Here is a 24,266-nt window from a genome sequence, read left to right as displayed (position 1 = left end):
ATCATTCGAATCCCTGTGCTCGATCAGCGTCTGGTGCGAGATAACCCTGAGCTGATTGCCACACAGCTGGGACGCAGAGGCCTGAATGTCGATCTCAGCCCCCTTCAACAGATCGCTCAGCATCAAAGGGATCTTGAACAGCGGCGCAGCACCCTTCAGGCGGAGGGCAACCGCATCGGCAAGGACGTGGGCCAGAAGATCAAAGCCGGAGCTGACCCGAAAGGGGCCGAGGTCTCTGAACTGCGTCAACAGGGCAATTCCATCAAGCAGAAGGTGTCCGTCCTCGAGGACGAGGAAAAGGAACTGTCCTCCAGGTTGAAGACAGAGCTGCTCACCTTTCCGAACCTGCCTTCTGCGGACAGTCCTGATGGCAGGGATGAAACCGAGAACATCGAATTGCGCAGCTGGGGCGTCCCGCGGCAACAGGAAGGTCTCGAAGAACACTGGGCGATCGCAGACCGTCTCGGCCTCCTGGACAGCGAACGCTCAGTGCGCATAGCGCAGAGCCGGTTTGTGACTTTGTTTGGACAGGCCGCACGACTGGAGCGAGCTCTGGTCAACTTCATGCTCGATCTGCACGGCAACAAGGGATATCAGGAGGTGCTGCCACCGGTGCTGGTGAACAGTGCCAGTCTCACCGGATCAGGTCAGCTCCCGAAATTTGCCGAGGAGAGCTTCCGTTGCGCAGACGACGATCTCTGGCTGACGCCCACCGCGGAAGTTCCTGTCACCTCGCTGCATCGCGATGAAATCATTCCGATCGATCAGCTTCCTCTGAAGTATGTGGCTTACAGCCCATGCTTCCGCAGGGAAGCTGGAAGCTATGGCAGAGACACCCGTGGCCTGATTCGGTTGCACCAGTTCAACAAAGTCGAGTTGTACTGGTTCGTGCACCCTGACCACTCCGCTGAAGCTCACGAGCAGATCACAGCTGATGCTGAAGCGGTGCTTCAGGCCCTTGAACTCCCCTACCGGGTGCTCGAACTCTGCACAGGTGATCTGGGATTCTCGGCTTCACGCACTTACGACCTGGAGGTCTGGCTCGCAGGAGCCGGAGCGTACAGAGAGATTTCCAGCTGCAGCGTCTGCGGTGATTTCCAGGCGCGACGCTCCTCAATCCGAACCAAGGAAGGGAAAGTGACCAAGTTGGTTCACACGCTGAACGGCAGCGGTCTGGCGATCGGCCGCACCATGGCGGCATTGCTGGAAAACGGTCAGCAGTCGGACGGCAGTGTGTTGCTGCCCCAGGCGCTGGTGCCTTACTTCGGTGGAGACAGAATCCAGCCAGAATGAACGGATTGAAACGGTTTCCATGAACGTTCTGGCCTCACTGCTGGCTCTGGGGCTGCTGATCGTCATTCATGAAGCCGGGCATTTCTTCGCGGCCCGACTCCAGGGCATTCGTGTCAACGGTTTTTCAGTGGGATTTGGGCCTGCTCTGCTCAAAACCGAGCAGGGTGGCGTGACCTACGCGCTGCGGGCACTGCCTCTCGGTGGATTCGTTTCATTCCCCGAAGACGACGACGAAAGCGACATTCCCAAAGACGATCCGGATCTGCTGCGCAACAGACCGATTCCCCAGCAGATGCTCGTGATCAGCGCTGGCGTGCTGGCCAATCTGCTGCTGGCCTGGTTGGTTCTTGTCGGGCACACAGCCACCACCGGAGTTCCCGGGGAGCCAGGACCTGGTGTGATGGTGATGAGCGTGCAGGGAGGGGAACCGGCAGCTCTGTCGGGGCTCAAACCCGGCGATCGCATTCTGTCGATCGATGCGGTGGATCTTGGCCGTGGCGAGCCCGCCGTGCAGGCTGCGGTTGATCCCATCCGCAACAGCCCCGGCCAGCCACTCACACTTCAGGTGATTCGTGATGGTGTGCTGACGCCGCTTCAGCTCACACCTGCCGATCAACAGGGTGTGGGTCGTATCGGCGCTCAACTTCAGGAGGTGGTCAGCGGCTCCACCCGTCCTGTGCGCTCGCCGCTGGAGGCAGTCAGTGTGTCGAGCCAGCAGTTCAGCGGACTGTTCAGCAGAACGGTCTCCGGCTACGCGGGATTGTTCACCAATTTCGGCGCCACCGCCCAGCAGGTTTCAGGCCCTGTGAAGATTGTGGAGATGGGCGCGCAACTCTCGAGTCAGGGAGGCTCGGGTCTCGCCCTTTTTCTGGCCTTGATCTCCATCAATCTGGCAGTCCTCAACGCCCTGCCGCTGCCCCTGCTCGATGGCGGACAGCTGGTGTTTCTGCTGCTTGAGGGGCTGCGCGGACGTCCGCTGCCGGAACGGTTTCAGCTGGCTGTGATGCAGTCCAGTCTGCTGTTGGTGCTGGGCCTCAGTGTGCTGCTGATCGTGCGTGACACCAGCCAGCTCCCCGTGGTGCGTCAATTGATCGGCCAGTGAAACTGTATGGTTGCTGATTGAACTGCTCCTTTTCAACCGCTGCATGGCCAAGAAGTCGATGATCGCCCGTGACGCGAAGCGCAAGAAGATGGTTGAGCGCTTCTCAGCCAAGCGCAATGCCCTGATGGCCGCCTTCAATGCAGCGGAAGACCCCATGAAGCGCCTCGAGATCCACCGCAAGATCCAGGCATTGCCCCGCAACAGTGCGCCTACCCGCATGCGTAACCGCTGCTGGGCCACAGGCAAGCCCAGAGGGGTCTATCGCGACTTCGGTCTCTGCCGTAATCAGCTTCGCGAGCGTGCCCACAAGGGTGAACTTCCCGGCGTCGTGAAATCAAGCTGGTGATTCACCGAGTCCCGAATCAAAAGTGATGCAGTCAAGGAGGTGTTTGAACACCTCCTTTTTTGATGGATGTCACAGGCCGAATCAAATTGGATTCAGTGGGATTGACGTTCCAATCCTGTGAAGTGCCAGAATCAACCTTGATAGAAAGACATAAACAACAGTGCAAGGTCAGACACAGTCGATCTCCTTTGACGGTCGGGAGATTCGGTTGACCACGGGGCGGTACGCCCCACAGGCCGGTGGCTCGGTGATGATCGAATGCGGTGACACTTCGGTACTGGTCACAGCCACCCAGTCCAAAGGACGGGAAGGCATCGATTTCCTTCCTCTCATCTGCGACTACGAAGAGCGTCTCTACGCAGCAGGGCGCATTCCGGGAAGTTTCATGCGCCGTGAGGGGAGACCTCCCGAGCGCGCCACACTGATCTGCCGCCTGATCGACAGGCCGATGCGGCCTCTCTTTCCCAGCTGGATGAGAGACGACATCCAGATCGTGGCCACCTGCATGTCTCTCGACGAACGTGTCCCTGCGGATGTCTTGTCGGTGACAGGCGCTTCCATGGCAACCCTGCTTGCTGGCATTCCTTTCCAGGGGCCGATGGCCGCGGTGCGGGTTGGCCTGCTGGGTGATGACTTCGTGCTCAACCCCAGCTTCCGTGAGATCGAACGCGGAGACCTCGATCTGGTCGTGGCCGGCACACCTGAAGGTGTGGTGATGGTTGAGGCTGGCGCCAATCAGCTGCCGGAAGGCGATGTGATTGAAGCGATCGACTTCGGATACGAAGCGGTCTGTGAACTGATCAAGGCACAGGAAACCATCCTCAAGGAGGCTGGAATTGAGCAGGTGAAACCGGAGGCTCCCAGCGAAGACACAACGCTTCCAGTGTATCTGGAGAAGGCTTGCAGCAAATCGATTGGTGAAGTGCTCAGCCACTTCGACCAGAGCAAGGCCGAGCGCGACGAAAAGCTCGATGCCATCCGTGAGCAAACCGCTGAAACCATCGAGGGCCTCAAAGAGAGCGACCCGGTGCGCCAGCTTGTTTCAGGGAACGGCAAAGCACTGCCGACCAGCTTCAAAGCCCTGACCAAGAAGCTGATGCGTCAGCAGATAGTGAAGGACGGCAAGAGGGTCGACGGAAGAAGCCTGGATCAGGTGCGTCCGATCAGTGCAGCCGCCGGTGTTCTGCCCAAGCGGGTGCATGGTTCCGGTCTGTTCCAGCGCGGTCTCACTCAGGTGCTGTCGACCGCAACCCTTGGCACACCGAGTGATGCCCAGGAGATGGACGACCTCAACCCCAACACCGAGAAGACCTACCTTCACCACTACAACTTCCCTCCCTACTCGGTGGGTGAGACCAAGCCGATGCGCTCCCCCGGTCGGCGCGAAATCGGGCACGGTGCGCTGGCGGAGCGCGCCATCCTGCCCGTGCTGCCTGCGAAGGACACCTTCCCTTATGTGGTGAGGGTGGTGAGCGAGGTTCTCAGTTCCAACGGCTCCACCTCAATGGGTTCGGTGTGCGGCAGCACCCTGGCCCTGATGGATGCGGGCGTGCCTCTGAAAGCACCCGTCAGCGGTGCCGCCATGGGTCTGATCAAGGAGGGCAAGGAGGTCCGCATCCTCACCGACATCCAGGGCATCGAGGACTTCCTCGGCGACATGGACTTCAAGGTGGCGGGCACGGACAAGGGGATCACTGCCTTGCAGATGGACATGAAGATCACCGGCCTGGCGATCAACACGGTCGCAGAAGCAATCAATCAGGCACGTCCTGCCCGTCTCCACATCCTCGAGAAGATGCTCGAGGCGATTGACACCCCACGCGATGGCATGTCCCCCCATGCCCCTCGCCTGCTCAGCTTCCGAATTGATCCGGAACTGATCGGCACGGTGATCGGCCCTGGTGGACGCACCATCAAGGGGATCACCGAACGCACCAACACCAAGATCGACATCGAGGACAGCGGCATCGTCACCATTGCCTCCCATGACGGGGCGGCGGCTGATGAAGCTCAGAAAATCATCGAAGGGCTGACCCGCAAGGTGAACGAAGGCGAGGTGTTCAGTGGCTCCATCACCCGGATCATTCCGATCGGCGCCTTCGTGGAGATCCTGCCTGGCAAGGAGGGCATGATCCACATCTCCCAGCTTTCAGAGGCTCGTGTCGAGAAGGTGGAAGACGTGGTGAAGGTGGGCGATGAGGTCACCGTTCGCGTCCGCGAAATCGACAACCGCGGCCGCATCAACCTGACGCTGCGCGGTGTGCCTCAGAACGGCGAAGACGCTGAGCCCGAACCTGCTCCCACACCCGTTGCGCCCCTCTCCTGAGGGGTCGCCTCAGACCTGAAAACCAGGATCGATTGTCTCCATGGCCTGTGCCGCTCTCCGTTCGAGATCGGCATGGGCTTTTCCATGGCTGGCAATCAGACAACCGGCCTGACGCACATCGCCTGTGTTGTACGTGAGTGGACGACCGTCCGCATGGGTGAAAGCACCACCAGCTGCCAGCAACACGGCTTCTGGAGCCGCCATATCCCAGTCTTTCGGGGCACTCTTGCCTGATAGCGAGATGTAGAGATCAGTCTCCCCCCGAAGGATGGTGGCCACCTTGCATCCCACACTGCCGACAGCCTTGGAGCCGGCGAGGGGGAGAGCGGCGATCAGCCGCTCCAGGCGATCATCGCGATGACTGCGGCTCGCCACCATGATCAGTTCGCCCTCAGCGGAGCGGTGGCTGAAACCCACGGGGCTGCGAGTGCCGGTGCGGTTTTCACACCAGCTGCCATCACCCACCAGGCCGAACCAGAGTTCATCAGCCTCGGGAAGCAACACCACACCCAGCACCGGACGCTGCCCCCTCACCAGCGCCAGATGGACCGCATATTCACCAGTGCCTTGCAGGAAGTCCTTGGTGCCATCGAGAGGATCAAGAATCCACAGCCATTCGGCCGGCAACGGTTCGCCTGCGGTGAGCTGTTCCTTGGCTGTCTCCTCACTGAGCAAGGTCCAGCCTGCATCGGGGAATGCTGAACGCAGACCATCCAGAAGCCAGTGATTCACGGCCAGATCCGCTGCAGACACCGGTCCCTCTCCACCATCGTCAACACTGAGAGCACGGGAAAAGCCATGGGGCGGCTGCTCCCCGCGGGCATAGGCCCGCAGAATGTCTGCGGCTCCCCAGCACAGAGGACGCAAGGCTTCAAGAAGGCGGTCCTGACTTATGCCGGCAGGCAGGCTCATCGAAGTCGGCATCATGGAGAAGGTCTTGGCGGAGCCATTGTGAAGCAACGCGCCGAACCGGAAGGTGGTGTTCTCTATCTGGTGGGCACACCGATCGGCCATCTGGGCGATCTTTCTCCGCGGGCACGGGCCCTGCTGATCGCCGTGGACACCATCGCCTGCGAAGACACCCGCCACAGCGGCCAGTTACTCACAGCCCTTGGCTCCACAGCGCGTCGCTGCAGCTTTCATCAACACAACACCCAGGGAAGGATTCCTCAGTTTCTGGAGGAACTCGGCAATGGCCACAGCATCGCCGTGATCAGTGATGCAGGGCTGCCGGGCATCAGCGATCCAGGCGAAGATCTGGTGGCTGCCGCACGTCAGGCAGGCCATGCCGTGATCTGCATCCCAGGGCCGTGCGCAGCCACCACGGCACTGGTCAGCAGTGGCCTTCCCAGCGGCCGCTTTTGTTTTGAAGGATTTCTGCCGACCAAGGGGCGCGAACGCCGCGAACGACTGACAGCGGTGGTTGAGGAACAACGCACCACGGTGCTTTATGAGGCTCCGCACAGACTGGTGAAACTGCTGGAAGAGCTCCAGCAACTCTGCGGTGATCAGCGAGCCCTGCAGGTGACCCGCGAACTGACCAAGCGTCATGAACAACAGATAGGCCCCACGGTGATTGCGGCCCTGGAGCATTTTCAGAGGCATTCCCCTCAGGGTGAGTTCACCCTGGTGCTGGGCGGTGCATCCGAGCAGGAGCAGACCTGCCTGAGTGATGAGCAGTGCCTTGAGCAACTGTCAGCACGAATCGAACAGGGCATGAAACCGGCCGATGCGGCCAAGGATCTGGCCAGGATCGCCGGCCGATCACGACGTGAGCTCTACGCACTGCTGCATGCACAGCAGAACCAGGCAGACTGAGGGAAGATTCAAGGAATTCGCGGCATGTTGCTGCGCCTCAGGTTGCTGTTGATCACCCTTGGAGCTGGTTCAGCCTTGCTGGTGGTGCTTTGCCTTGGAGCGCAGAACCTCAGCGACCGCTACAGGCTGAACCTGGGTGTGGGCAGAACAGCCCCTCTTCCTGCAGGGTTCATTGTTGGCGTCAGCACGGTGCTGGGGGTGATCAGCGGCGGTAGCCTCGCGGCGGTGCTGATGCCACAGTCCCAACGGTGAATCAGCTGTCGAGTGAATACAAGGCGCCTTCGAGCACGAGGCGCGTGATTCCCCTGGCGAGCAGATGCCGTGATGTGCGCTCAAACACCTGGGTGTCGGGAACCTTGATCACACGCTGGCTGCGGCCGCACTGGCGCTTGGCAGAACGGGGACTGGAGTAAAGACTCAGTGCCTGACGTGTGAGCTCCTCCGGATTGAGAACACCGAGTTCAGGGAACTCACTGAGCGGTTTTGGATCCAGTTCAACCGTTTTGTCGACGAGCATGTAGACGCTGTCGGGGAGGACACCGGAAGCGAAGGGAAGGCAGCTGACCTGCTCACGGCTCACCTGCGGCAGATCAACGGGCAGAACAGCGATTTCCTGGAACACATTGTCCGCTGAACCGTCAAAGCCGTCGTCATCGCTCACCTCATCAGCGTCGTCATCACCGAAGTCATCGGCATCTTCAAGAGCCAGGTTCGAAGGTCCTTCGTCCTCGACCGGCTGAGCGTCGGTGCTGACGGGAGCGCTTTCAGTGCCGGAACGACTTGCGCTGGAGGCATCCCCAGCAACAGAGGACTCAGGTGATGACGGCACAGAACCGGAACGGGCACGCGCTGACTTGAGTGCGTCGTAATCCTCCTGACTGAGAAGGGTGCGAACCGTGCGGCTGACGGTGTTCGGGCTGATGGCGTAGAAAGCAGCCAAAGCCGAACTGGACTCGCCGGCGCGGTAACGAGCCAAAAGCTCCTGCTTCTGACTGTCGGTAAGCCGGCTGGGTGCCATCGCAGGATTTACGCAGCCGCCAACTTTAAGCGCTGCAAGGAGGATTGGCTGCAACAATGGCGCCATTGCTCCCTTAGCTCAGCTGGATAGAGCAACTGCCTTCTAAGCAGTCGGTCGATGGTTCGAATCCATCAGGGGGCGTCAGTCACACCAAGGCTTCTCAGCCATCCCTGCCCGCCACTCGGCGGGTTTTTTATTGGCGGGACCACTACGGGACCACTTTCTGTGTCATGATTCTGGGAATGGTCCCGCTAAGCAGTAACTCATGGCGCTTGACTTCCGCCCCGTCCTCAAGGAATCCATCAAAAATTCAGGCGTTCCTCGAGGCTGGTCAGTCAGCGAGCACCGAGGGAAGGTGAAGCTTCGTGTTCGCGCTGGAGCCGGTGGCGCGGCTGCGTCATGGACAAAGACACTCCCGATCGCGTGGGAGGTGGGCTGCATCGGTCCCGTGACCGACACCCTGGCCAGCCTCTACCAAGCGACTCAAAGCGACCCGCCGAAGTCCCTGGCGGAGGCCTGGTCCGAGCTCCACCCAGAAGATGCCGATGAGGAACCTGCTTTAGGAGTTCCCTCCACCATCAGCGGAATCAACTGGCAGGCGATCGCCGCGGCCCACTACCGAGATCGGCAGCAAAACGGCAAACAGGTCAGCGACAAGACCATGGTTCTGGAGCGCACCTATTGCGACCAGGCGGTGAAGCTGCTGGCCAGTCCCAAGTCACCTGCAACTCCCTACAAACTGATCGACGCCACGATCACCACCGGCGGCTGGAGCGACAAACCACGCGCCAGGCAGCAATGCGTCGGGGCCGTCACCCGGATGCTCACCTATGCGGTGGCGCATGAGGGCTTGAGTGGTGAGTGGATCATTCCCCAGCACCAAAAGCTGATGCTGGCCGGCAATGGCAAAGCGAAGGATGAACGCGAGGTTGCGATCCTCAGCGACATTCAGATCCTTGAGCTGCTGGATGCTGCACCCACAGAAACCTGGCGCAACGTCCTGCTGGTGATGGCCGTCTATGGGTTGAGGCCTGAGGAGTTGATGCACCTGACGCCAAAGGTGAACCCCACCACCGGCAAGCTCCAGCTCTGGTGCAGCTACAGGAAGGCTGCTGGCGGCCGCACCACCAAGACTGAAACCAAACCACGCTGGCTCCAGGCCATCCCGCTTCAGGGTCCTGATGGTGAGGACTACCCCGCAGGGGACTTGGCAGCACAGATTGATGCTGGCCTGATGCCATTCCCACCACTGAAGGAACGTGGCGCGGCAGTGGCGCAGTACCTGGGGCGACTGAAGCTCTGGAAGGAAATGGCAAAGGCCTTTGAAGAGCAGGGCAAATGGCTGCGGCCCTATTCATTCCGGAACACCTATTCGACCCGTGGACACCTCCGCGGCATTCCAGGGGCATCAATGGCACTGGCCATGGGTCACAGCGACAAGACCCATTCCGCGCACTACGTGACAGCAACCGAGGAAACAACGGCAGAGCTTTTCGATCGAATCCTGGGGGCGGCTGATGCAACCGACTTGTGACAGCTGCAGAAGCTCTGCGAGCTGAGCCTATTTCTCACTTAGACCCCGTATACGAAGCGCCTATCTGATGCTGTCAAATTCACCGTATACGGAGTTTGCATCAACCAAAAACGGCAATTTCCCCGCTTAAGGGTTGTCAAGGGCGGTCAGGGATGGTTAAGGTGCGCTTGGAAATGGGAAGACGCTGTTACAGCCCCCACCGTCCACCTTCGCCAGTGGATGAGCGCGACAGTCGTAAGGCTTGTCCGGAGCGGTCCTTGTTCTCGATGCAGAGAAGTGCAATGGCACGTCTTCGGACAAGTGAATTACTGAAGGTCAAGTTCCGCAATGGAACAGTGATCAAAGTTCAAACCCCTAAAGGCACACTGCCGACGGGAAAACTTGTCCGTGCCTTCCAGAAGGGATGCACTGTTCTGCCCGATGGATCGGTTCACTTCAGTTCAAAGCCGGTGCAAGCCGTGCTGGAGCCTTATTCCGAAAAACTGAAGGAAGCTGCTGAAATCGAACGGCAGATGCAGAGTGTCAACTGGCGACACTGGAAAGAGCAAGGTTTGAAAGACAACGGCTGGATCAAATTCCGCCGCGTTCTACGCAAACTCTTTGCCGCATACGCATTTTCTTCTGCATCGAACTAACCCCTTAGTTCGAGCCCATGTCTTTTACCGCTTCAACGCGGGAGGTGATGCAGGCGCTTGGTGTCAACGACGCCAAGACGCTTCATCGTCGCCGCGAGGACTACAACGACAAGTCCATTCATCCCGACACTCAGATTTTCAAGCTGGGTGTTCACTACCGCCGCAAATCACCCACCAGCCCGCAGGTTGTCTGGGATCAAGAATTAGCGGTCCGCGCTTGGACTGAAGCCACAAAGATCAACCGCAGTCGCTTGGACGATGGAGGTGAGGCATGAGTTTCACCATCGCAATCCAGGTTTCCACTGAGGCGACCTATCGCGTCGAACTTTCTTCCAAGGACGCCAAAGCCATCGGGAAGGATTACGTCGATCCCGGTGAAAAGTGGACTGATGAGGCAGAAATGGCTCTGCAGACCGCTTTTGAAAGCGTCGAAGGCGAGATCACTGAGCTGTTGATCGAAAGCCTTCCGAAACGGATGGGCATCGAAGTTGAGCTCAAACCGCTTGAGCTGAAGCTCGATCACGACCTGAACAGCATCAGCGCCGAGGTCAATTCTGTGGAGGTTCAGCAATGAGCTCCACCTACGACATCAACAGCACCTCGCCGCTGAACAAGCAACCACTGGCTCAAGCCTGCAAGGAGGCAAAGGGGCCAATTGAGTTTCACAGTGCCATCGTCCATACGGCCAAGGGAATCAACGAGCTGGCCGCCTTGCTGGAAGGCGACCCAAACACACGCACAATCGCCGCGGCCACCTATCTGGGGCTGAGTCAACTTGCCGCTGCTGCACTCACCGCGGGGGCTGAGTCATGACCGCCCCGAAGCCCGTCAGTCCTGAACTCCTGAAGTTGGTCGGAGACGTTCTTTACGACGAAATCTGGAACGACGACAGTCCGCCCGAGCAATGCACGCAGCTGGATGGCACAACGGAACACCGCGTTTGGAAGGACTGCCAGCACCTGCTGGATGGTCTGACCGTCCGTGACTTCCAAGTGCTCGTCGATAAGTTCCTGGACGATGAAACCGAAAGGGTTGCGCTCGGCTTGAACCGCATCCAGGAACTGCGTGCCGCAGCTCACCCAAAGGCAAAGGAGGTGAAGTCATGAAAACCTCCGATGTGATCAGCGTGGCCATGTCGCGCCTCGACGGTTGTCGCGCTGCTGCCGTGATGGTTGCCGATGGGCGACTGAATGACGGACTGGTGGATGACAACCGCGCCAGCGGTGCTGATTGGGGGGATCCTGATTTCTCCATCGGTGACGCCGCACAAGCTGCCTTCCTTGGCAGCGGCTGTGAAGAGCTCTCCAGGCATCACCACTTCACCAGTGACAACTGGGAGCAGGACCACCTAATGGCCTTCTGGCACGGCTTCACCAGCGTGGCGAGGGAATGCCTCTGGGCAGGAGGGATCAAACCATGATCACCACTCCCACGCTCTGCCAGGTCGCCTTCGGCCTGGCCAGTCTCAGCCTGTTGCTGCAGCTGGCAGCAGCTATCGGTCAATCCAAGGCCTCTGCCCCAGCACCATCAACACCTTTGGTGCGGACCACCTTCGGTCCGAAAAAGCCCAGCCTGAAACTCACCAGGATGGAGCTGTTGAAGCACGCCCGCGATCTCAAGATCGGGACCGCTAAGTGGCGGGCTCATGCACGAAAGGTGCAGCTGCTCGAAGCAATCCGAGCTCACAACATCGAGCGGAGGGCTGCATGACAAAGCTCACCAAGCCTCAGGCCCGCAAGGTCTTGGGGATTCCACCGAAAGGTGAGTTCACTTTGGAAATGCTCCAATCCGCCTGGAGGGAAGCGGCGAAAGCTGCGCATCCTGACAACGGCGGCACCGACGAAAAGATCATCAAGGTGAACGCTGCCCGTGACCTGCTGCAGCCCATGGCTGTGGAGACACTGGCGGAACCCAAGGCGACAACCAAACGCAAACCGAAGGTGGCCAAGTCCACCGCGGTGCTCACGATCAGTCCCGAGGGTCACCTGTTTGGAGAATCGGATCAGTACGTCGGCAACTGCCGGTCAGTGGCTGCTGCCATTGCCTACTGCGCCGCATCTGGGTGGAGTTACCGCCAGAGCTCTGAGCTCACTGATGGTCAACGCCGTGTTCTGGAGGCGGGCTAATGCCACGTCGCACACTCGACACCGCTGAGCTCTACGACGCTGCACGGTGGGAGCTACTTCGCGCTGGTTACTTTGAATCTCGCGGTGATCATTATCGCGGGCAAGTTCAAGAATGCAGAATGCTGGCTGATCAATACAGCCGAACTTTGCAAGAGCGTGAGCAAGGATGATTTCCTTGCAGTAATCGACTTATCAGCCCCCAATCACGGGGGCTTTTTTGTTGCTTGACCAAGACTAGATTCAGCAAGAATGATTAAGAGTTCTGATCTATTGACTCACCGGGGCGCCCTACACCGCCCTCCGAAAGGATCACTCAAAACAGAGTAATTGCGAGTCACTTTTTAACTCTTAGGGTGACTTTGTTGCATTCATTGCCCATCGAATCATGACCTCTTCCACCATCGACAAGCACTGTCCGGTCGTCGATAGGGAGTTGATCAGCACCAAGTTTCACGCCGGAACAAAAGAGTTCCTCGAAAACTATCGCCGCACTAACGGCCTGCGTTCTCACGCTGAAGCTCTTCGCCAAATCGTTCTGATCGCCGCTGGCGAATTTGAACTGGCCAACAACTGATCACAGGGGGATTCAGCCACGCCCGGAAAAGCACCGGCTGGATCCCTGCCCTCAAAGCAAACCCGTCTAAAGGTTAAACCTTGAAGCAATCTCAATCTAAGGGCATCGGCCCTGACGGCGTTAATGCGTCGTCAATTTCTGAATTCCTGCAACATCAGCAGGATGCTGCTCGCATCGAGCAAATCCAGGCTGAAACTCTCCGTGACGCTGCAGACGAGCTCTGCCTGCAAGCGTCCAAGCCGGTTGGATTTCAAGCCACTTCTGAACAGCAATCCGCCATCAGTGGCATCGCGGCTTTTTGCCGCCAATCAGGTGGTGGAACATTCGCTTCGTTCAATGGCCCCGCAGGATCCGGCAAATCCACAACTTCACGGTTGATCCGTGAATCGTTGATCAATGCTGGTTACACGGTTGGACTTTGCGCTCCAACCCATAAGGCCTGCCAAGTTTTGGCAGATGCCTGCAAGGTCAACAAATCTGAAACCGCAACCTTTGCTTCGCTGCTTGGGTTGCGTGAAAAGAAAACCAAAGACGAGGTTGATTTTGTTCCGCAGCCTGGCTCCAAGCCGCGCCTGGATGAAAACGACATCTGGCTAGCGGATGAAGCATCGATGATGCACCCCAAGCTGCTCAAGTACATCGAGGAGGCAGCTGATTTCTGGACCAAGATCATTTTCATTGGTGATCAAGCCCAGCTCTCTCCCGTCAAATTCGGCAGGGTTTCACCTGCATTGCGCTGCACTCCGCGGTTTGATCTCACCAAAGTGATGCGCCACGACGGTGCAGTGCTTGATGCAGCTACCGCCATCAGGCAAACCACCGGCAGCAAATGGAGAATCCCATTCACCAAATCAATCATTGGTGACTCCAGCTCGATCTTCACCTACGCCGACAAAAAGGAATGGCAACATGCCTTCCTCGAGATGGCAGCCGAACATCACGAGAAAGATGATCCTGATGCGTTTCGCGTCATTGCCTGGACCAACGATGAGGTGAATCGGCTCAATGCCGGCATTCGTCGTCATGTTTATGGCCGCAAGGCTGCTCCGTTCCTCGTTGGGGAACGTGTTGTCACTCACTCAGGGGTCAAGGCTCCTGATGATCACACCGAACTGATCTATGGCTCGAGCCGTGAGCTTTTGATTCGTCAGGCCACACCTGTCGAATTTCTCCATCCAGCCTGCGCCGATGGCAAGCCATTCCTCAGCTGGGAGCTGATCACCCAAACCGATGACGGTGAACCACCCAGAAAAATCAGGGCGATTGATCCCACCCATGAAGGTCGGATGCAGGTGTTCCTCAAGCAATTAAGGGAGCAGGCCTTTGAAAATATGCAGCGTGGCTCCGGCCAACACGCTTGGGATGATTTCTGGGATCTGAATGATTCCTTCGCGCAGTTACAGCCTTATTGGTGCCTGACCTGCCATAAGGCCCAGGGTTCTCAATTCCGCAACGTATTCATCCAAGGTCGCGATTTAGATCGTGCAGCCGGTGGAGCCAACGAACGCCGCCGTCTTTGGTACACCGCTGCTACACGGGCACAGCGTGCCGTTCATGTCATTGCTGATCCGGAGGTGCAGCTGTGACCACTGATTGGGAAGCAGTTCAGGAACACCTGGATTTTCTGGGTCTTGATCCGGATGAATCGCCAATCCTCTTCCGCGCTTGGTGCAAAGGCTTCGGCAAGGACTTTCTGAAAAACGGGAAGCCCATCAGCAAGGCGGTTGATGAACTGCTGGAGAAACGGCCGGAGATGGCGCTGGGATTCGTCGTGAACCCTGGTGGCGGCAAAAAGGCTGACATCACATCCGCAGTTGCTCTTTTCACCGAAGACGACAGCGGCGCATCACTCGACGAACAGATGGTCTCCTGGCAGGGCGTCATGCCTGAACCAGGCCTGTCCGTTTTCTCCGGAAACAAGTCGATTCACCATTACTGGCCACTGCAGCAGGCCATCACCCCTGAGCAGTTCACCATTGCTCAGCGGAGACTCGCGGCGATCATGCAAGCCGCCCATCCAGGCGGTGATGCCGACACCTCACTGGATGACCCATGCCAAGTGATGCGGGTCGCCGGCGCCATTCATCCGAAGACCGGCAATCGTGCCGAAATTCGCCATTCCACCGCCGAGCAGTTCAGCCTCGCTGAGCTCGAGGAATACTTCACCGCTGCAGAAGCACGGTTCAACATTCAGCCCAGCACCACTGCGGCACCATCACGTCGAAACAGGGTGCAAACTGCCGCGGCCGGTGATGGCACTCACTACAAAGACATGACCGCAGCGCAGCGTTATGCCGTTGTGATCGACGCCCTTCAGCATTGCCCTGAACGCGGGAAGCAAGGCACTGGTGGGTATCCCACCGCCATGCGTATCCTTGCGGCGCTCGTGCATGAATTCGGCAGTGAGCAAGCCTGCGATCTGGCAGCACAAGCTGACTGGTCACAAGACAGCGACTGGGAGATCGACAAGGTCGCAGCATCCTTGGAAGCTGATCCACCTGCAGCCGGCAAGCGCAGCAAAATCTGGACCGTTTTCACCATTGCAGCGGAGGATCCCGCCGATCCCAGCAACCCATGGATCTGCCCATGGAGGGAGCAAACCAGCCCGACCAAATCAGACGCTGCACCGGTGGCCACCATCGCCATCGACGACGACAGCGACACCCCCGGCGACGTTGCACTAATCGATCAGTGGGGGGCCGGTTGGGCGCTCACTGATGAAGGCAAAAAGGTGCGCACCATTCTCTGCACCGGTGATGCACTGACTTCTCTTCAGGGAAAACTCCCCAATCGGTTCCTGCGGTTCAACACCGTCACTCGCCTGGTTGAAGCCGGTGGCCATCCCATCCCTGAACCTGAGATGGAACGCCTTTACGGCAAGGCGCAACAGGCTGGCTGGAAGATCCAAAAGGCATCCTGCATCGATGCCGTCTATGCCCTGGCCTGCGCCAATCGGTTCGATCCAATTCAGGATTATCTGAATGTCGTCGCGGCCGATCCCAACATCGAGCCAGCTGACATCGACAAGCTCAGCAGCACCTATCTCGGCACCACTGAACCGCTGTTTGATCGCTACCTGAGGGTTGGCTTGATCGGTGCGGTGAAACGCCGTTTCGAACCCGGCTGCAAGTTCGACACTGTCGTGACTCTCGATGGTGATGGCGGCATCTACAAGTCAGAGTTCTGGATCGTTCTGGCCTCCCCTGACTGGCACTCCAGCAGTGATGCCGAACAGGAAAAGGACTTCCTGCTCATCCTTCATGGGGCATGGATCTATGAACAGGCTGAGCTCGACTACATCGCTGGAAAGAAAGCTGTCGGGCAGCTCAAAAACCTCATCACCACCAGACGTGATGATCTGCGCGTTCCCTTCGGCAAAGGCACCGAAAAGCAGGATCGTGCCGGGATCATGGTCGGCACCGTTAACGGCCCCTTCCTTCGCGGCGATGCTGCACTCCGCCGCAGATTCCTAGTTATCCGATGCCCGCAGTCATTCGATGCCGGTGAACGCATCGACATCGACAAGGTGCGCCGTGATCGCGATCGCATCTGGAAGGCTGCCGTTCTGGCCTATCGCGCAGGGGAACCATGTTTCCTCGATGCAGATGCTGCGGCAGCCGCTAGCAGGCTGAATCTGGAGCTTGCTGAGGATGAACATCCGTGGACGCATTCCATCGCAACCTGGCTTGATCAGCCCATCAATCAAGCAGGGCCACATCACACCAATGACATCCTGCGTGGTGCTGGAATCATTCCAATCGATCGCGCTCCCGATAGGAATCAGCAAATCGAATTGCCCAAGGCCATGGAGCAAATCGGAGGCTGGATCAAAGACCGTGAACCATCACGATATAACGGCAAAAAAGGTCGATATTGGCGCAAAGCCAACGTCCCATGAGATTGGGACAGATTGGGACATTTCAGCCCGACATTGGGACATTTTCAGCTCCTTGGCACCAATGCACTCGCCCAACATTGGGACATTTCCAGGCTTTTGGGGGGAGATTGGGACACTAGATTGGGACGCCTGAAAGCACTGCCACAAAACGTATCTCAGTAAAACGTCCCAATGTCCCAATATAAAAAAGGAAATTATATTTTTTAGTTATTTAGCTGTATTTATAGGTAAAAGAGAAAGTTGAAAAACAGATTGGGACATTGGGACACTTGCCCTAATCAGTCCCGGCATAATGTGATGTATGGGTCAAACAGTTAGCAAACAGCCTCGATCCCGTCAGAGGAAATCTGAGGCTAGAGAAGTCAGAGACATCGCCATTTATCAGTCGCACATGGCTGGCAACTCTGTCCGCACGATTCAAAACGAGTTCTCAATCAAATCCACGCAAACTGTTCATCTCGCAATCGGTCGCGGGAAAGAACTGGTTAAAGAACGCGGCATTGATCTGGATGATCGCCGGATTGAAATTGATCAGCTGTTCAACAACACGCTTGGACACCTCGCTGGTGAAATCCAACGCCAAGCCGATGAAGGTCGCATTCAAACGATCGAACGCAGCGATGGTTCAAAAGAGATCCGCCGCACTAAGGGCATCGACCCCCGCACTGCGGAGGCATTGGCCCGCTCTGCTGACAGATGGGCTCAATTCTTGGGAATCACCGATCGAGCGAACGAGGTGAATCAGCAGGCCACCGTGATCCAGCTGAGTGCACCGGCAGATGGTGCGTCATTCACCGATCGCTGGAGCTCAGGGGAAACGGTCGATGTGACGCCAAGTGGTCCCGCTAGTGGTCCCGCTAGTGGTCCCACTTCAGAGGGTGCCCTTGACAACCCCAGTCAGGGACTTGATGACCACCTGCTTACTAAGCAGATCACCGGGGCAAACGCCTCTTAAACGGAGCTTTTCTGATGATGTTTTCCGGTCCTGATCGTGATCACCAGCAACTTGCCGACCTGCTGACGCCATTTGATGAACCGCTGCCCTTTGACAACCTCGTACCCATCGCCGCGGCCATGTTGCAGGTGGCCATCCAGGCCCAGGGTGGAAGCGTCAGTGATCTGAAGCTGCAGCGTCTTGCATTGGCTGCTCTGTTCGAGCTGGGCATCGAGCACGTTGAAGCTGCTGCCCTTGAAGAGGCTGTGAATGAGGCCTTTCAGCAGATGAAGGCACGCGCCACCAGTCCAGCTGAGGTGAGTGCATGACCACCACTGCAGCACCCGCGGCCACCGGTCCTGAGATCCGCGAACCGACGCTCACGCAGCAGTTGATGCTCGATGCGCCATGGTCCGACGACCTGTGCGTGATCAGCGCTCGAGGCACGGGCAAAAGTTGGGGAATCGCACTGGTGGTGGCCAGGGACGCTGCCCACTTCAAAAGCAAATACAGCTGCCTCATCACCAGGACCACATTCCAGGGGCTCACTGAGCTGCAGGGCCTGCTTTGGCGTTATCTGACCGTGGCTTTTCCAGGCACGAGCTACAGCAGCGGAGACATGACATTCCGCCTGGGCGGCAAGGACATGCCCTACGGAAAGATCGAGCTTGCTTACACCGGTGCAGGCCCAGCTGAGCAAGTGAAGGCACTGGCAAGGCTGCAGGGTCGATCGTTCATCTGCGCGATGCACGACGAGGTGGGCAACCACTTCGACTCGAGCTTTATCGACATGGCAGCGGCCACGTTGAGAGGCCCTGCTGGAGTGCCGACAAGGACCATCCTGTTGGGCAACCCTGGCGGTCCTGCGCACCCATGGCTGCAAGCGAGATATGGGATTCCTGCGGGTTATCCGGAGCCAGGCAAGGCCAGTCGCTTTTGGAGCGAAGACCTGGGCAAATACACGATCTTTGCGAGCTTCACGGCTAGCTCGAATCAGCACCTGGACCTGGATCAATACATCCGGAACATCAAGGTTGCAGCGGCTGATGAACCTGCACTTTTGGATGCCTGGCTGCATGGCCGGCTGGATGTTGACATCGCCGGCGCATTCTTCGGATCGAGCTTTGGTGTGCGGCGCAGCCTGCGTGATGTGCGACCTGGAGGCATCCCACAGCAAGACCTGAAGCGTGCATTCGTCTGCATGGACTGGGGCTGCAGTGCACCGACCGTGGCCTACCTGTGCCTGCCTGACCCAGAGGGTGCGCCCAAAGGTTCAATCTGGCTGCTGGATGAGTTTTATGTGGCGAGTTCCACTGCTGGTGGCCAAAGGGACTGGACCCGCGGCACTTATCTGTCGAATGCTGAGCAGGCGGCGGGAATCATTGAATGGCTGGCCAGGTGGGGGCTGCGGCCAGGCACCACGCGGGTTGTGGCTGACGATGCTGTTTTCAGCGCCACTGGCAGCGACAGGGGTTCAACTGCTGGTGACTTCAAGGCTGCTGGGTGTCCATTGGTGCGTGCGGGAAAGATGAACGCACGGGAGGCCAACGGGCTGGCATTGGTCAGAACGATGTTGCAGGCATCAGGGCGCGACCCGGAGACGCCATGGCTGATGTGGACGCAAGCGTGCCAGGGGTTGATGGCGACATGGCCAACGCTGCCTAGGCATCCGCGGGACGTTGAACGCATTGCTGATGGTTGCGCGAATCACAGCCTGGATGCGGTCAGGTATGGCGTGCAGTGGTGGCGTGCCAAGTGGAAAACAGGAAGCAAGGGTGCACCCCACCCACTGATGTGGAAATGACGCTTTCGCTCGGATGGGGGATGCGGGATTACGGGCCTGAGACTTACGTTGATCCCATGAAAAGAATCATCGCGACCGCTGCGCTGTTTGTTGGTTTATTAGCATTTGACGGTGGCTTTAATGCAGCAAAAAGCCAGCTTCCAAAGCCCGAACTAGAGGCAAAGATTTTAAACAAGGGGCGCGCCATAGGCTGGATCCAAGCACTGTGTGCTCTCACAAATGCTGGAGTATTAAAGACAAAAACATCAACCTCGCTGATATCAGACATGATGGACAGATGGGCTACGCGACCTTCAAAACCCAACCTTGGCGGTGGGAAAAAATATGCGACCATAATTGGCCTTCTTGTGACAACAAAAAACCCCGATTGCCAACCATTAATTCCAAAAAAATACTTACTGAGTAGCCAATGAAATTGCAGGCGGGTGATGTTGTCAGGCTGGCAGGAAGTGTGACGCGTGCTGAATTCGGTTTGGCGTTATGTGATGACGACGGCGAGACATTGGAGATCGATGGTGTTGTGTCTGAAGTGCTGCCGCAATGGGTGAAGGTAACGATCAGGCGAATGGTGCGCCCTGTGAGTTTTTGCGCGCCGGTTGAAGGTGCTGTGATGCGTTTGGTGCGCCCGAATGAAGTGCTGGAAGTGATTGACGGCGAAGCACGACTGTGGCCCAATGCCGCGGCCTTGAAAGGCGTCAGCAATGAACGTGACGGCAAGGCAAGGAAGGTTGCGGCACCAGTGTTTTGGACTGTTGGCGTTGATGAAATACCAACGGACTAACCAAATGGGGGATAAACACCCCTGAAATCACTGCAAGAACTACCAGAACGGGGGATGTGAATTTGATTGATTCCAGAGATGGTGAAGAGGTCCAGGAGGGAAGACCTTCTCTGCTCTAACTGCACAAACTATGGCATTCGAAATACAAAGCCTTTGGGAGCGTGATGAGTTCTATTCAGCTACAGGCGATGTTGCTTCTAATGCAATGACCAAGCCAGGTGCGATAGATCCACAAATGCAAAGGGCTCTGAAAAGATGTAAAAAATTTGTTGGACACGACTGGCTAGGTTTTTGGGTGATGCTCAAATGCTGGCTTGAGAATGGACTCACAGAAAAGGACTTAGCAGGAGATGACTTCAACAAGTTGATCAAGGCTATAAGAGAAAAAGCCTGGAAAGAAATTGCTGCCATTTACTATACTATCGACGAGGTAGAGGCAAAGTTCGGCAGGCTTACTTGCAGCAGTCAAAGGTTCTGCGAAATGTTCGAGTCTATCTCAACTGAAGTATTCGAGAAACACATTAAATCTCTTAGTCCTGAGGAGGTGGATGAATTCAAGCTCATTGGGTTAGCCGACAAGCGAAAGAAGCAATGAAAAGCCTGCTGTTCTTAGCTCTGGCATTGACCTTGGCAGGATGCAAGTATCAGTCGATGGAGCAAGCTGTAGTTGCTTGTAAGGAGTGGGAAGAAAAGAATTGGCAGGTATCACTTTCTAAAATGGAAGAGAAACCACCAGTCAGGCCAGACTTTGAGAAACAAAAAAAGGATGAGCTGGAATCACTAAGCAAAAGAACTAATAAGCAAAAGCCTGTTGTAATTGATCCTTTAAAGCCTGAAACGTTATTGCAAGCAAAACGACAAGTGCTACAAGAGGAGAATGATAGAGCTGCAATTCGACAGAAGTACGATCAGAGAGAGCAAGAGTTCCTCTTATCAAATCAAGAGTATTACAACAAGGCAAGATTGTATGGAAGCTATAGCTGCAGTAACGAACAAAAGACGAATCAAGTCTTAGGCTCTGAAAGCAAGGATGGAAAGCCACGAAGAGTAGTCAAACACTTCCGCTATTGAATCAATGAAAAAACGACTCTTATTGCTTTCACTTCTATTTGCAGCAAGCCCAGCCTTTGCTCGACCGCCGGGGACTTGGTAGGTGACGACTTCGTCGCCATACCTGGCACGATTGAGCGCAGTTGAGCAGAGATAGATAAAACGCATTCGCTAAAATTAGGGAGTCAATTTGGGACATTGCAGCCCGCATTAAATGACTCCAGAAGAAATCAAAATCCTCAACGATTGCTGCCGAATCGCAGGGGTTGACGCATCAAAGATCAGGGCAGAAAACCCGATGTCAAAAAAAGGCAGCACTGCGAGTTTGCTTCAAGCTGCAGCTGCTGAATTTCATAACAAAAGACAGGTCGTGGATTTGCACCGCGAATATTAGCTTACGAAAACCCATATAGGCCTATTTCACCTAATAAATAATCCAGAAATTTAATAATCAATTAAAAAATTAGAATTTCAATCCCAACACAATTCATTAAATCGGCCCCGCTTAATGCAGAGCCGATAATTGAAGCGATATCAAGTATTATTAATCGATTCTTTTATTTTCTTTCCCATTTTCCGGAACCTCCAAAAGGAGTCCCGACAATAGTAGAGGCATTAACTGATTGGAAGCTCCCAAGATTTTTACTGTGCGAGTCAAAAAATACGAATGATGTGTAAGCTGGGGCTGGAATAAGCATAAAACTTACTGTATTTTGTACAAGTTCTGACAAATTATCTGTTGGATATACATATCCAAATAATGCACCACCGCCAGGAGAGGCAAACCCCCCAGCATCACCCGAAAAATTCCACTGATTGCCATTGGGTTCAGTTAAGCTACATTTGCACTGGATATAAAAAACCAAGGAAGTAAGACCACCCTTCGCTGGATAAGGAGAAGCTGCCGCCCCCAACTGCTTAAAGTGTGAAACAGTAGATTCAATTGCATGATCGTCTAGCTTTCCTTTTGTCGCACCAAGGAACTCTTGGATAAGTGCATCTGCATCAGGAACAAGTATTTGAGTGTCAGTCGACATAAGTCAATTAAAGGTTTGAATAATTAAAGTTAATCAAACACACAAAAGCAACACTATTATTTGGTGAAGGTAATATGAAGTCTCACTTAAAAGTGCATTAAAATTGCCTGAGACTCAAGAAGACTAGGGAGACTCTGGAAAACCCCGCCACCCTGCGCGAAAATGGCCGTGTGATCACAGGCGTGGACAGTCTTTATGGGCGGTAAGCAGTTTGGATTCGGTGATTACGAGCAGACCACCGCCAAGAAGCGAACCAAGCGCGAGCGATTTCTGGCTGAGATGGAGGCGGTGGTGCCTTGGAGTGCACTGATCGATCTGATTGAGCCCACTTACCCCAAGACCAGCAGCAAGGGAGGGGGCGCCCGCCCTATCCACTGGAGACCATGCTGCGGATCCATTTGCTGCAGCAGTGGTATGACCTGAGCGATCCGGCAATGGAGGATGCACTCATCGAGGTGGCGACGATGCGCCGCTTTGCCGGCATCGCCTTGATCACCGATCGGATCCCGGATGAGACCACGATCCTGGCGTTCCGGCATTTGCTGGAGGAGAACGAACTCGGTGAGCAGATTTTTGAAGCCGTGAAGGCGCACCTCAAGGCCAACGGGATGGCCATGAAGCAGGGCACGATCATCGATGCCACCATCATCGCGGCACCAAGCACCACGAAGAATGAGAAGCGGGAACGGGATCCTGAGATGCACCAGACCAAGAAAGGCAACCAGTGGTACTACGGCATGAAAGTGCATGTCGGGGTCGACAGCGAGAACGGCCTGATCCACTCAGTGGAAACCACGGCGGCCAATGTGCATGACCTCACCCCAGCCGCTGAGCTGCTGCACGGTGAGGAGACAGTGGTCTATGCAGATGCCGGCTACCAGGGGATTGAAAAGCGACCCGAGATGCAAGGCCGGGGCATCGGCTTCCGCGTTGCCATGCGCCCAGGAAAGCGTCGTGTCTTACCGGATACACCCGAGGGACATGTGGATGACCTGATCGAGACCGCAAAGGCTCATATCCGCGCCAAGGTGGAGCATCCGTTCCGTGTGATCAAGCGCCAGTTCGGCTTTCAGAAGACCCGGCTGCGTGGCCTGGCCCTACCGAGGCCAAAGGCCGAGCGTGGCGGAGCCACTGGAACCGCTGCAAGATCCACGTGCTGGCAGCGCTGTCGAACTTGTATCAGGCCTGACGGCAATTGCTCGCAACAGCCTGACCAGGGGATTGGTATGGCTGAAAGGCGCGATTCAGCCTCAAGAACCAGCCCAAACTGGATGAATACGAGGCCAGAAGTCATCAAAAAATGGTCTCAAAAGCAATGCACGGTCCAAGGCACTCTTCCGTGCTCACTGCCGCCGCTGGACCCCCGTTTATCCAGAGTTTCCTTAGGGAGCCTCTGGGCTACATCACTAGGGTTGCCTGCCTCAGAGCATAAGAGACCGTACAGAGCCTTACAGCCCTAGATCCCTATTTAACGTCGATAGCCACGTAGGACTAGCAACATCAGAGAAGTCATCAAGGTCTGTCAGAGCCGCTTTATCGGTCAGATCAGGGTTAATGCCGGTGTCTCTGAGTATGGATTGAGTAGATGAAAGCAACGCTGCAGGGATAACGCCAGATTCGATGGCTTGGTCTAAAGCTGCTTCTGCAGCCATATAAAGCTTTTCCTGTAGTCGTTCAGCGGCAGAGCGATCAACTCTGGAGTTAGTTTCGTTTGAATATCTAGCCATATTGGATTAGAAATGTTGTGGTGATCAAGGAGTATCTCAATATCAAGAATTAAGCCAGGTGTCGTAACAGCACGATTAAGTTCAATCACATTTGAGTAATCCATAAAATTAAACAATGGGGGTTCTATCATTCAGAATTCCTGCTAAAGTTGCAGCTAATAAAGAGAAGGAGGTGAATGTCAAAGTATCAAACTCATCTGCCATGCAAGTTCTGTGGAGCTTTAGTGGAACTCGACCCTCGATACGCTGGGAGAGCTTTAAGG

Annotated in this window: 29 protein-coding genes, 1 tRNA gene and 1 pseudogene; 28 read left to right on the top strand and 3 right to left on the bottom strand. The window is 56.2% G+C overall.

The genetic code is table 11. From position 1 onward, the window contains the following. Positions 1-15 precede the first annotated feature (15 nt). The 4 genes from serS to SIB83_RS11330 all read left to right on the top strand — a co-directional run bounded on the left by serS (position 16) and on the right by SIB83_RS11330 (position 5,067). A complete protein-coding gene (gene serS / locus SIB83_RS11345; RefSeq protein WP_413405904.1) occupies positions 16-1,293 on the top strand; it encodes a serine--tRNA ligase in 1,278 nt (425 codons plus the stop codon). A 19-nt stretch (positions 1,294-1,312) separates the two neighbouring features. Continuing rightward, positions 1,313-2,395, top strand: a complete 1,083-nt coding sequence (gene rseP, locus SIB83_RS11340) for an RIP metalloprotease RseP (RefSeq protein WP_413745881.1) — start codon at positions 1,313-1,315, stop codon at positions 2,393-2,395. 43 nt (positions 2,396-2,438) lie between these two features. Next, positions 2,439-2,741, top strand: coding sequence for an uS14 family ribosomal protein (gene rpsN / locus SIB83_RS11335; protein WP_413405900.1), 303 nt, complete (start codon positions 2,439-2,441; stop codon positions 2,739-2,741). A 160-nt stretch (positions 2,742-2,901) separates the two neighbouring features. Then, positions 2,902-5,067, top strand: a complete 2,166-nt coding sequence (locus SIB83_RS11330; protein ID WP_413745880.1) for a polyribonucleotide nucleotidyltransferase — start codon at positions 2,902-2,904, stop codon at positions 5,065-5,067. A gap of 9 nt (positions 5,068-5,076) precedes the next feature. On the opposite strand, the gene SIB83_RS11325 is transcribed toward SIB83_RS11330, so the two are convergent. After that, entirely contained in the window at positions 5,077-5,994 is a 918-nt protein-coding gene (locus tag SIB83_RS11325; RefSeq protein ID WP_413745879.1) for a 3'(2'),5'-bisphosphate nucleotidase CysQ family protein, read from the bottom strand. 24 nt (positions 5,995-6,018) lie between these two features. Between SIB83_RS11325 and rsmI the strand changes: the two genes are divergently transcribed. Next, complete coding sequence (gene rsmI, locus SIB83_RS11320) at positions 6,019-6,885, top strand: 16S rRNA (cytidine(1402)-2'-O)-methyltransferase (protein WP_413745878.1); 867 nt, start codon at positions 6,019-6,021, stop codon at positions 6,883-6,885. Positions 6,886-6,909: 24 nt separating this feature from the next. Then, entirely contained in the window at positions 6,910-7,137 is a 228-nt protein-coding gene (locus SIB83_RS11315; RefSeq protein ID WP_413405892.1) for a hypothetical protein, read from the top strand. A 1-nt stretch (position 7,138) separates the two neighbouring features. Here SIB83_RS11315 and SIB83_RS11310 read toward each other — a convergent pair whose 3' ends face one another. Beyond that, on the bottom strand, positions 7,139-7,903 hold the full coding sequence (locus SIB83_RS11310; protein WP_413745877.1) for a helix-turn-helix domain-containing protein: 765 nt from the start codon (positions 7,901-7,903) through the stop codon (positions 7,139-7,141). A gap of 67 nt (positions 7,904-7,970) precedes the next feature. On the opposite strand from SIB83_RS11310, the gene SIB83_RS11305 reads away from it, so the two are divergent. From SIB83_RS11305 to SIB83_RS11205, 21 genes are all read left to right on the top strand, one after another. After that, positions 7,971-8,044 (top strand) — tRNA-Arg (locus SIB83_RS11305). 124 nt (positions 8,045-8,168) lie between these two features. Beyond that, positions 8,169-9,437 carry a hypothetical protein gene (locus SIB83_RS11300; RefSeq protein WP_413745876.1) on the top strand — a complete coding sequence of 423 codons (1,269 nt, stop codon included), beginning with the start codon at positions 8,169-8,171 and terminating at the stop codon, positions 9,435-9,437. A gap of 215 nt (positions 9,438-9,652) precedes the next feature. Beyond that, positions 9,653-10,072 (top strand): hypothetical protein, encoded by a 420-nt coding sequence (locus SIB83_RS11295; protein ID WP_413745875.1) that lies wholly within the window; start codon positions 9,653-9,655, stop codon positions 10,070-10,072. A gap of 17 nt (positions 10,073-10,089) precedes the next feature. Continuing rightward, complete coding sequence (locus tag SIB83_RS11290; RefSeq protein WP_413745874.1) at positions 10,090-10,347, top strand: hypothetical protein; 258 nt, start codon at positions 10,090-10,092, stop codon at positions 10,345-10,347. Further along, positions 10,344-10,646 (top strand): hypothetical protein, encoded by a 303-nt coding sequence (locus SIB83_RS11285; protein ID WP_413745873.1) that lies wholly within the window; start codon positions 10,344-10,346, stop codon positions 10,644-10,646. Before SIB83_RS11290 ends, SIB83_RS11285 begins: the two co-directional genes overlap by 4 nt. Further along, positions 10,643-10,885 carry a hypothetical protein gene (locus tag SIB83_RS11280; protein ID WP_413745872.1) on the top strand — a complete coding sequence of 81 codons (243 nt, stop codon included), beginning with the start codon at positions 10,643-10,645 and terminating at the stop codon, positions 10,883-10,885. Before SIB83_RS11285 ends, SIB83_RS11280 begins: the two co-directional genes overlap by 4 nt. After that, on the top strand, positions 10,882-11,178 hold the full coding sequence (locus tag SIB83_RS11275; RefSeq protein ID WP_413745871.1) for a hypothetical protein: 297 nt from the start codon (positions 10,882-10,884) through the stop codon (positions 11,176-11,178). The genes SIB83_RS11280 and SIB83_RS11275 overlap by 4 nt, the downstream gene beginning before the upstream one ends. Then, entirely contained in the window at positions 11,175-11,492 is a 318-nt protein-coding gene (locus SIB83_RS11270) for a hypothetical protein (protein ID WP_413745870.1), read from the top strand. The genes SIB83_RS11275 and SIB83_RS11270 overlap by 4 nt, the downstream gene beginning before the upstream one ends. Further along, the gene (locus tag SIB83_RS11265) at positions 11,489-11,782 is read left to right on the top strand and encodes a hypothetical protein (RefSeq protein WP_413745869.1); all 294 of its coding nucleotides are present in this window, start codon (positions 11,489-11,491) and stop codon (positions 11,780-11,782) included. The genes SIB83_RS11270 and SIB83_RS11265 overlap by 4 nt, the downstream gene beginning before the upstream one ends. Further along, the gene (locus tag SIB83_RS11260) at positions 11,779-12,198 is read left to right on the top strand and encodes a hypothetical protein (RefSeq protein WP_413745868.1); all 420 of its coding nucleotides are present in this window, start codon (positions 11,779-11,781) and stop codon (positions 12,196-12,198) included. The genes SIB83_RS11265 and SIB83_RS11260 overlap by 4 nt, the downstream gene beginning before the upstream one ends. Before the next feature lie 385 nt (positions 12,199-12,583). Beyond that, positions 12,584-12,772 carry a hypothetical protein gene (locus SIB83_RS11255; protein ID WP_066912193.1) on the top strand — a complete coding sequence of 63 codons (189 nt, stop codon included), beginning with the start codon at positions 12,584-12,586 and terminating at the stop codon, positions 12,770-12,772. 80 nt (positions 12,773-12,852) lie between these two features. After that, positions 12,853-14,358 carry an ATP-dependent DNA helicase gene (locus SIB83_RS11250; protein ID WP_413745867.1) on the top strand — a complete coding sequence of 502 codons (1,506 nt, stop codon included), beginning with the start codon at positions 12,853-12,855 and terminating at the stop codon, positions 14,356-14,358. Next, positions 14,355-16,670: a VapE domain-containing protein gene (locus tag SIB83_RS11245; RefSeq protein WP_413745866.1), complete on the top strand. Its 2,316-nt coding sequence runs from the start codon at positions 14,355-14,357 to the stop codon at positions 16,668-16,670. The genes SIB83_RS11250 and SIB83_RS11245 overlap by 4 nt, the downstream gene beginning before the upstream one ends. Before the next feature lie 391 nt (positions 16,671-17,061). Further along, positions 17,062-17,625, top strand: a complete 564-nt coding sequence (locus SIB83_RS11240) for a hypothetical protein (protein WP_413745865.1) — start codon at positions 17,062-17,064, stop codon at positions 17,623-17,625. A 14-nt stretch (positions 17,626-17,639) separates the two neighbouring features. Then, on the top strand, positions 17,640-17,933 hold the full coding sequence (locus SIB83_RS11235; RefSeq protein ID WP_413745864.1) for a hypothetical protein: 294 nt from the start codon (positions 17,640-17,642) through the stop codon (positions 17,931-17,933). Continuing rightward, positions 17,930-19,408 (top strand): hypothetical protein, encoded by a 1,479-nt coding sequence (locus SIB83_RS11230; RefSeq protein ID WP_413745863.1) that lies wholly within the window; start codon positions 17,930-17,932, stop codon positions 19,406-19,408. The genes SIB83_RS11235 and SIB83_RS11230 overlap by 4 nt, the downstream gene beginning before the upstream one ends. Before the next feature lie 56 nt (positions 19,409-19,464). Next, entirely contained in the window at positions 19,465-19,821 is a 357-nt protein-coding gene (locus SIB83_RS11225) for a hypothetical protein (RefSeq protein WP_413745862.1), read from the top strand. After that, positions 19,818-20,189, top strand: a complete 372-nt coding sequence (locus SIB83_RS11220) for a hypothetical protein (RefSeq protein WP_413745861.1) — start codon at positions 19,818-19,820, stop codon at positions 20,187-20,189. The genes SIB83_RS11225 and SIB83_RS11220 overlap by 4 nt, the downstream gene beginning before the upstream one ends. A gap of 130 nt (positions 20,190-20,319) precedes the next feature. Continuing rightward, a complete protein-coding gene (locus SIB83_RS11215) occupies positions 20,320-20,784 on the top strand; it encodes a hypothetical protein (protein WP_413745860.1) in 465 nt (154 codons plus the stop codon). Continuing rightward, positions 20,781-21,260, top strand: a complete 480-nt coding sequence (locus tag SIB83_RS11210; RefSeq protein ID WP_413745859.1) for a hypothetical protein — start codon at positions 20,781-20,783, stop codon at positions 21,258-21,260. Before SIB83_RS11215 ends, SIB83_RS11210 begins: the two co-directional genes overlap by 4 nt. Before the next feature lie 193 nt (positions 21,261-21,453). Then, complete coding sequence (locus SIB83_RS11205; protein WP_413745858.1) at positions 21,454-21,633, top strand: hypothetical protein; 180 nt, start codon at positions 21,454-21,456, stop codon at positions 21,631-21,633. 163 nt (positions 21,634-21,796) lie between these two features. Here the strand turns inward: SIB83_RS11205 and SIB83_RS11200 are convergent, their stop codons facing one another. Further along, complete coding sequence (locus SIB83_RS11200) at positions 21,797-22,276, bottom strand: VapA/VapB family virulence-associated protein (RefSeq protein WP_413745857.1); 480 nt, start codon at positions 22,274-22,276, stop codon at positions 21,797-21,799. A gap of 195 nt (positions 22,277-22,471) precedes the next feature. Between SIB83_RS11200 and SIB83_RS11195 the strand changes: the two are divergent. Then, a pseudogene (locus tag SIB83_RS11195) lies at positions 22,472-23,370 on the top strand (IS5 family transposase); the annotation flags it as partial. Between the last annotated feature and the right edge of the window lie 896 nt (positions 23,371-24,266).

Source organism: Synechococcus sp. MIT S9507, from assembly GCF_047304715.1.
GTDB lineage: Bacteria > Cyanobacteriota > Cyanobacteriia > PCC-6307 > Cyanobiaceae > Synechococcus_C.
This window is presented reverse-complemented; position numbering and strand designations above follow the sequence as displayed.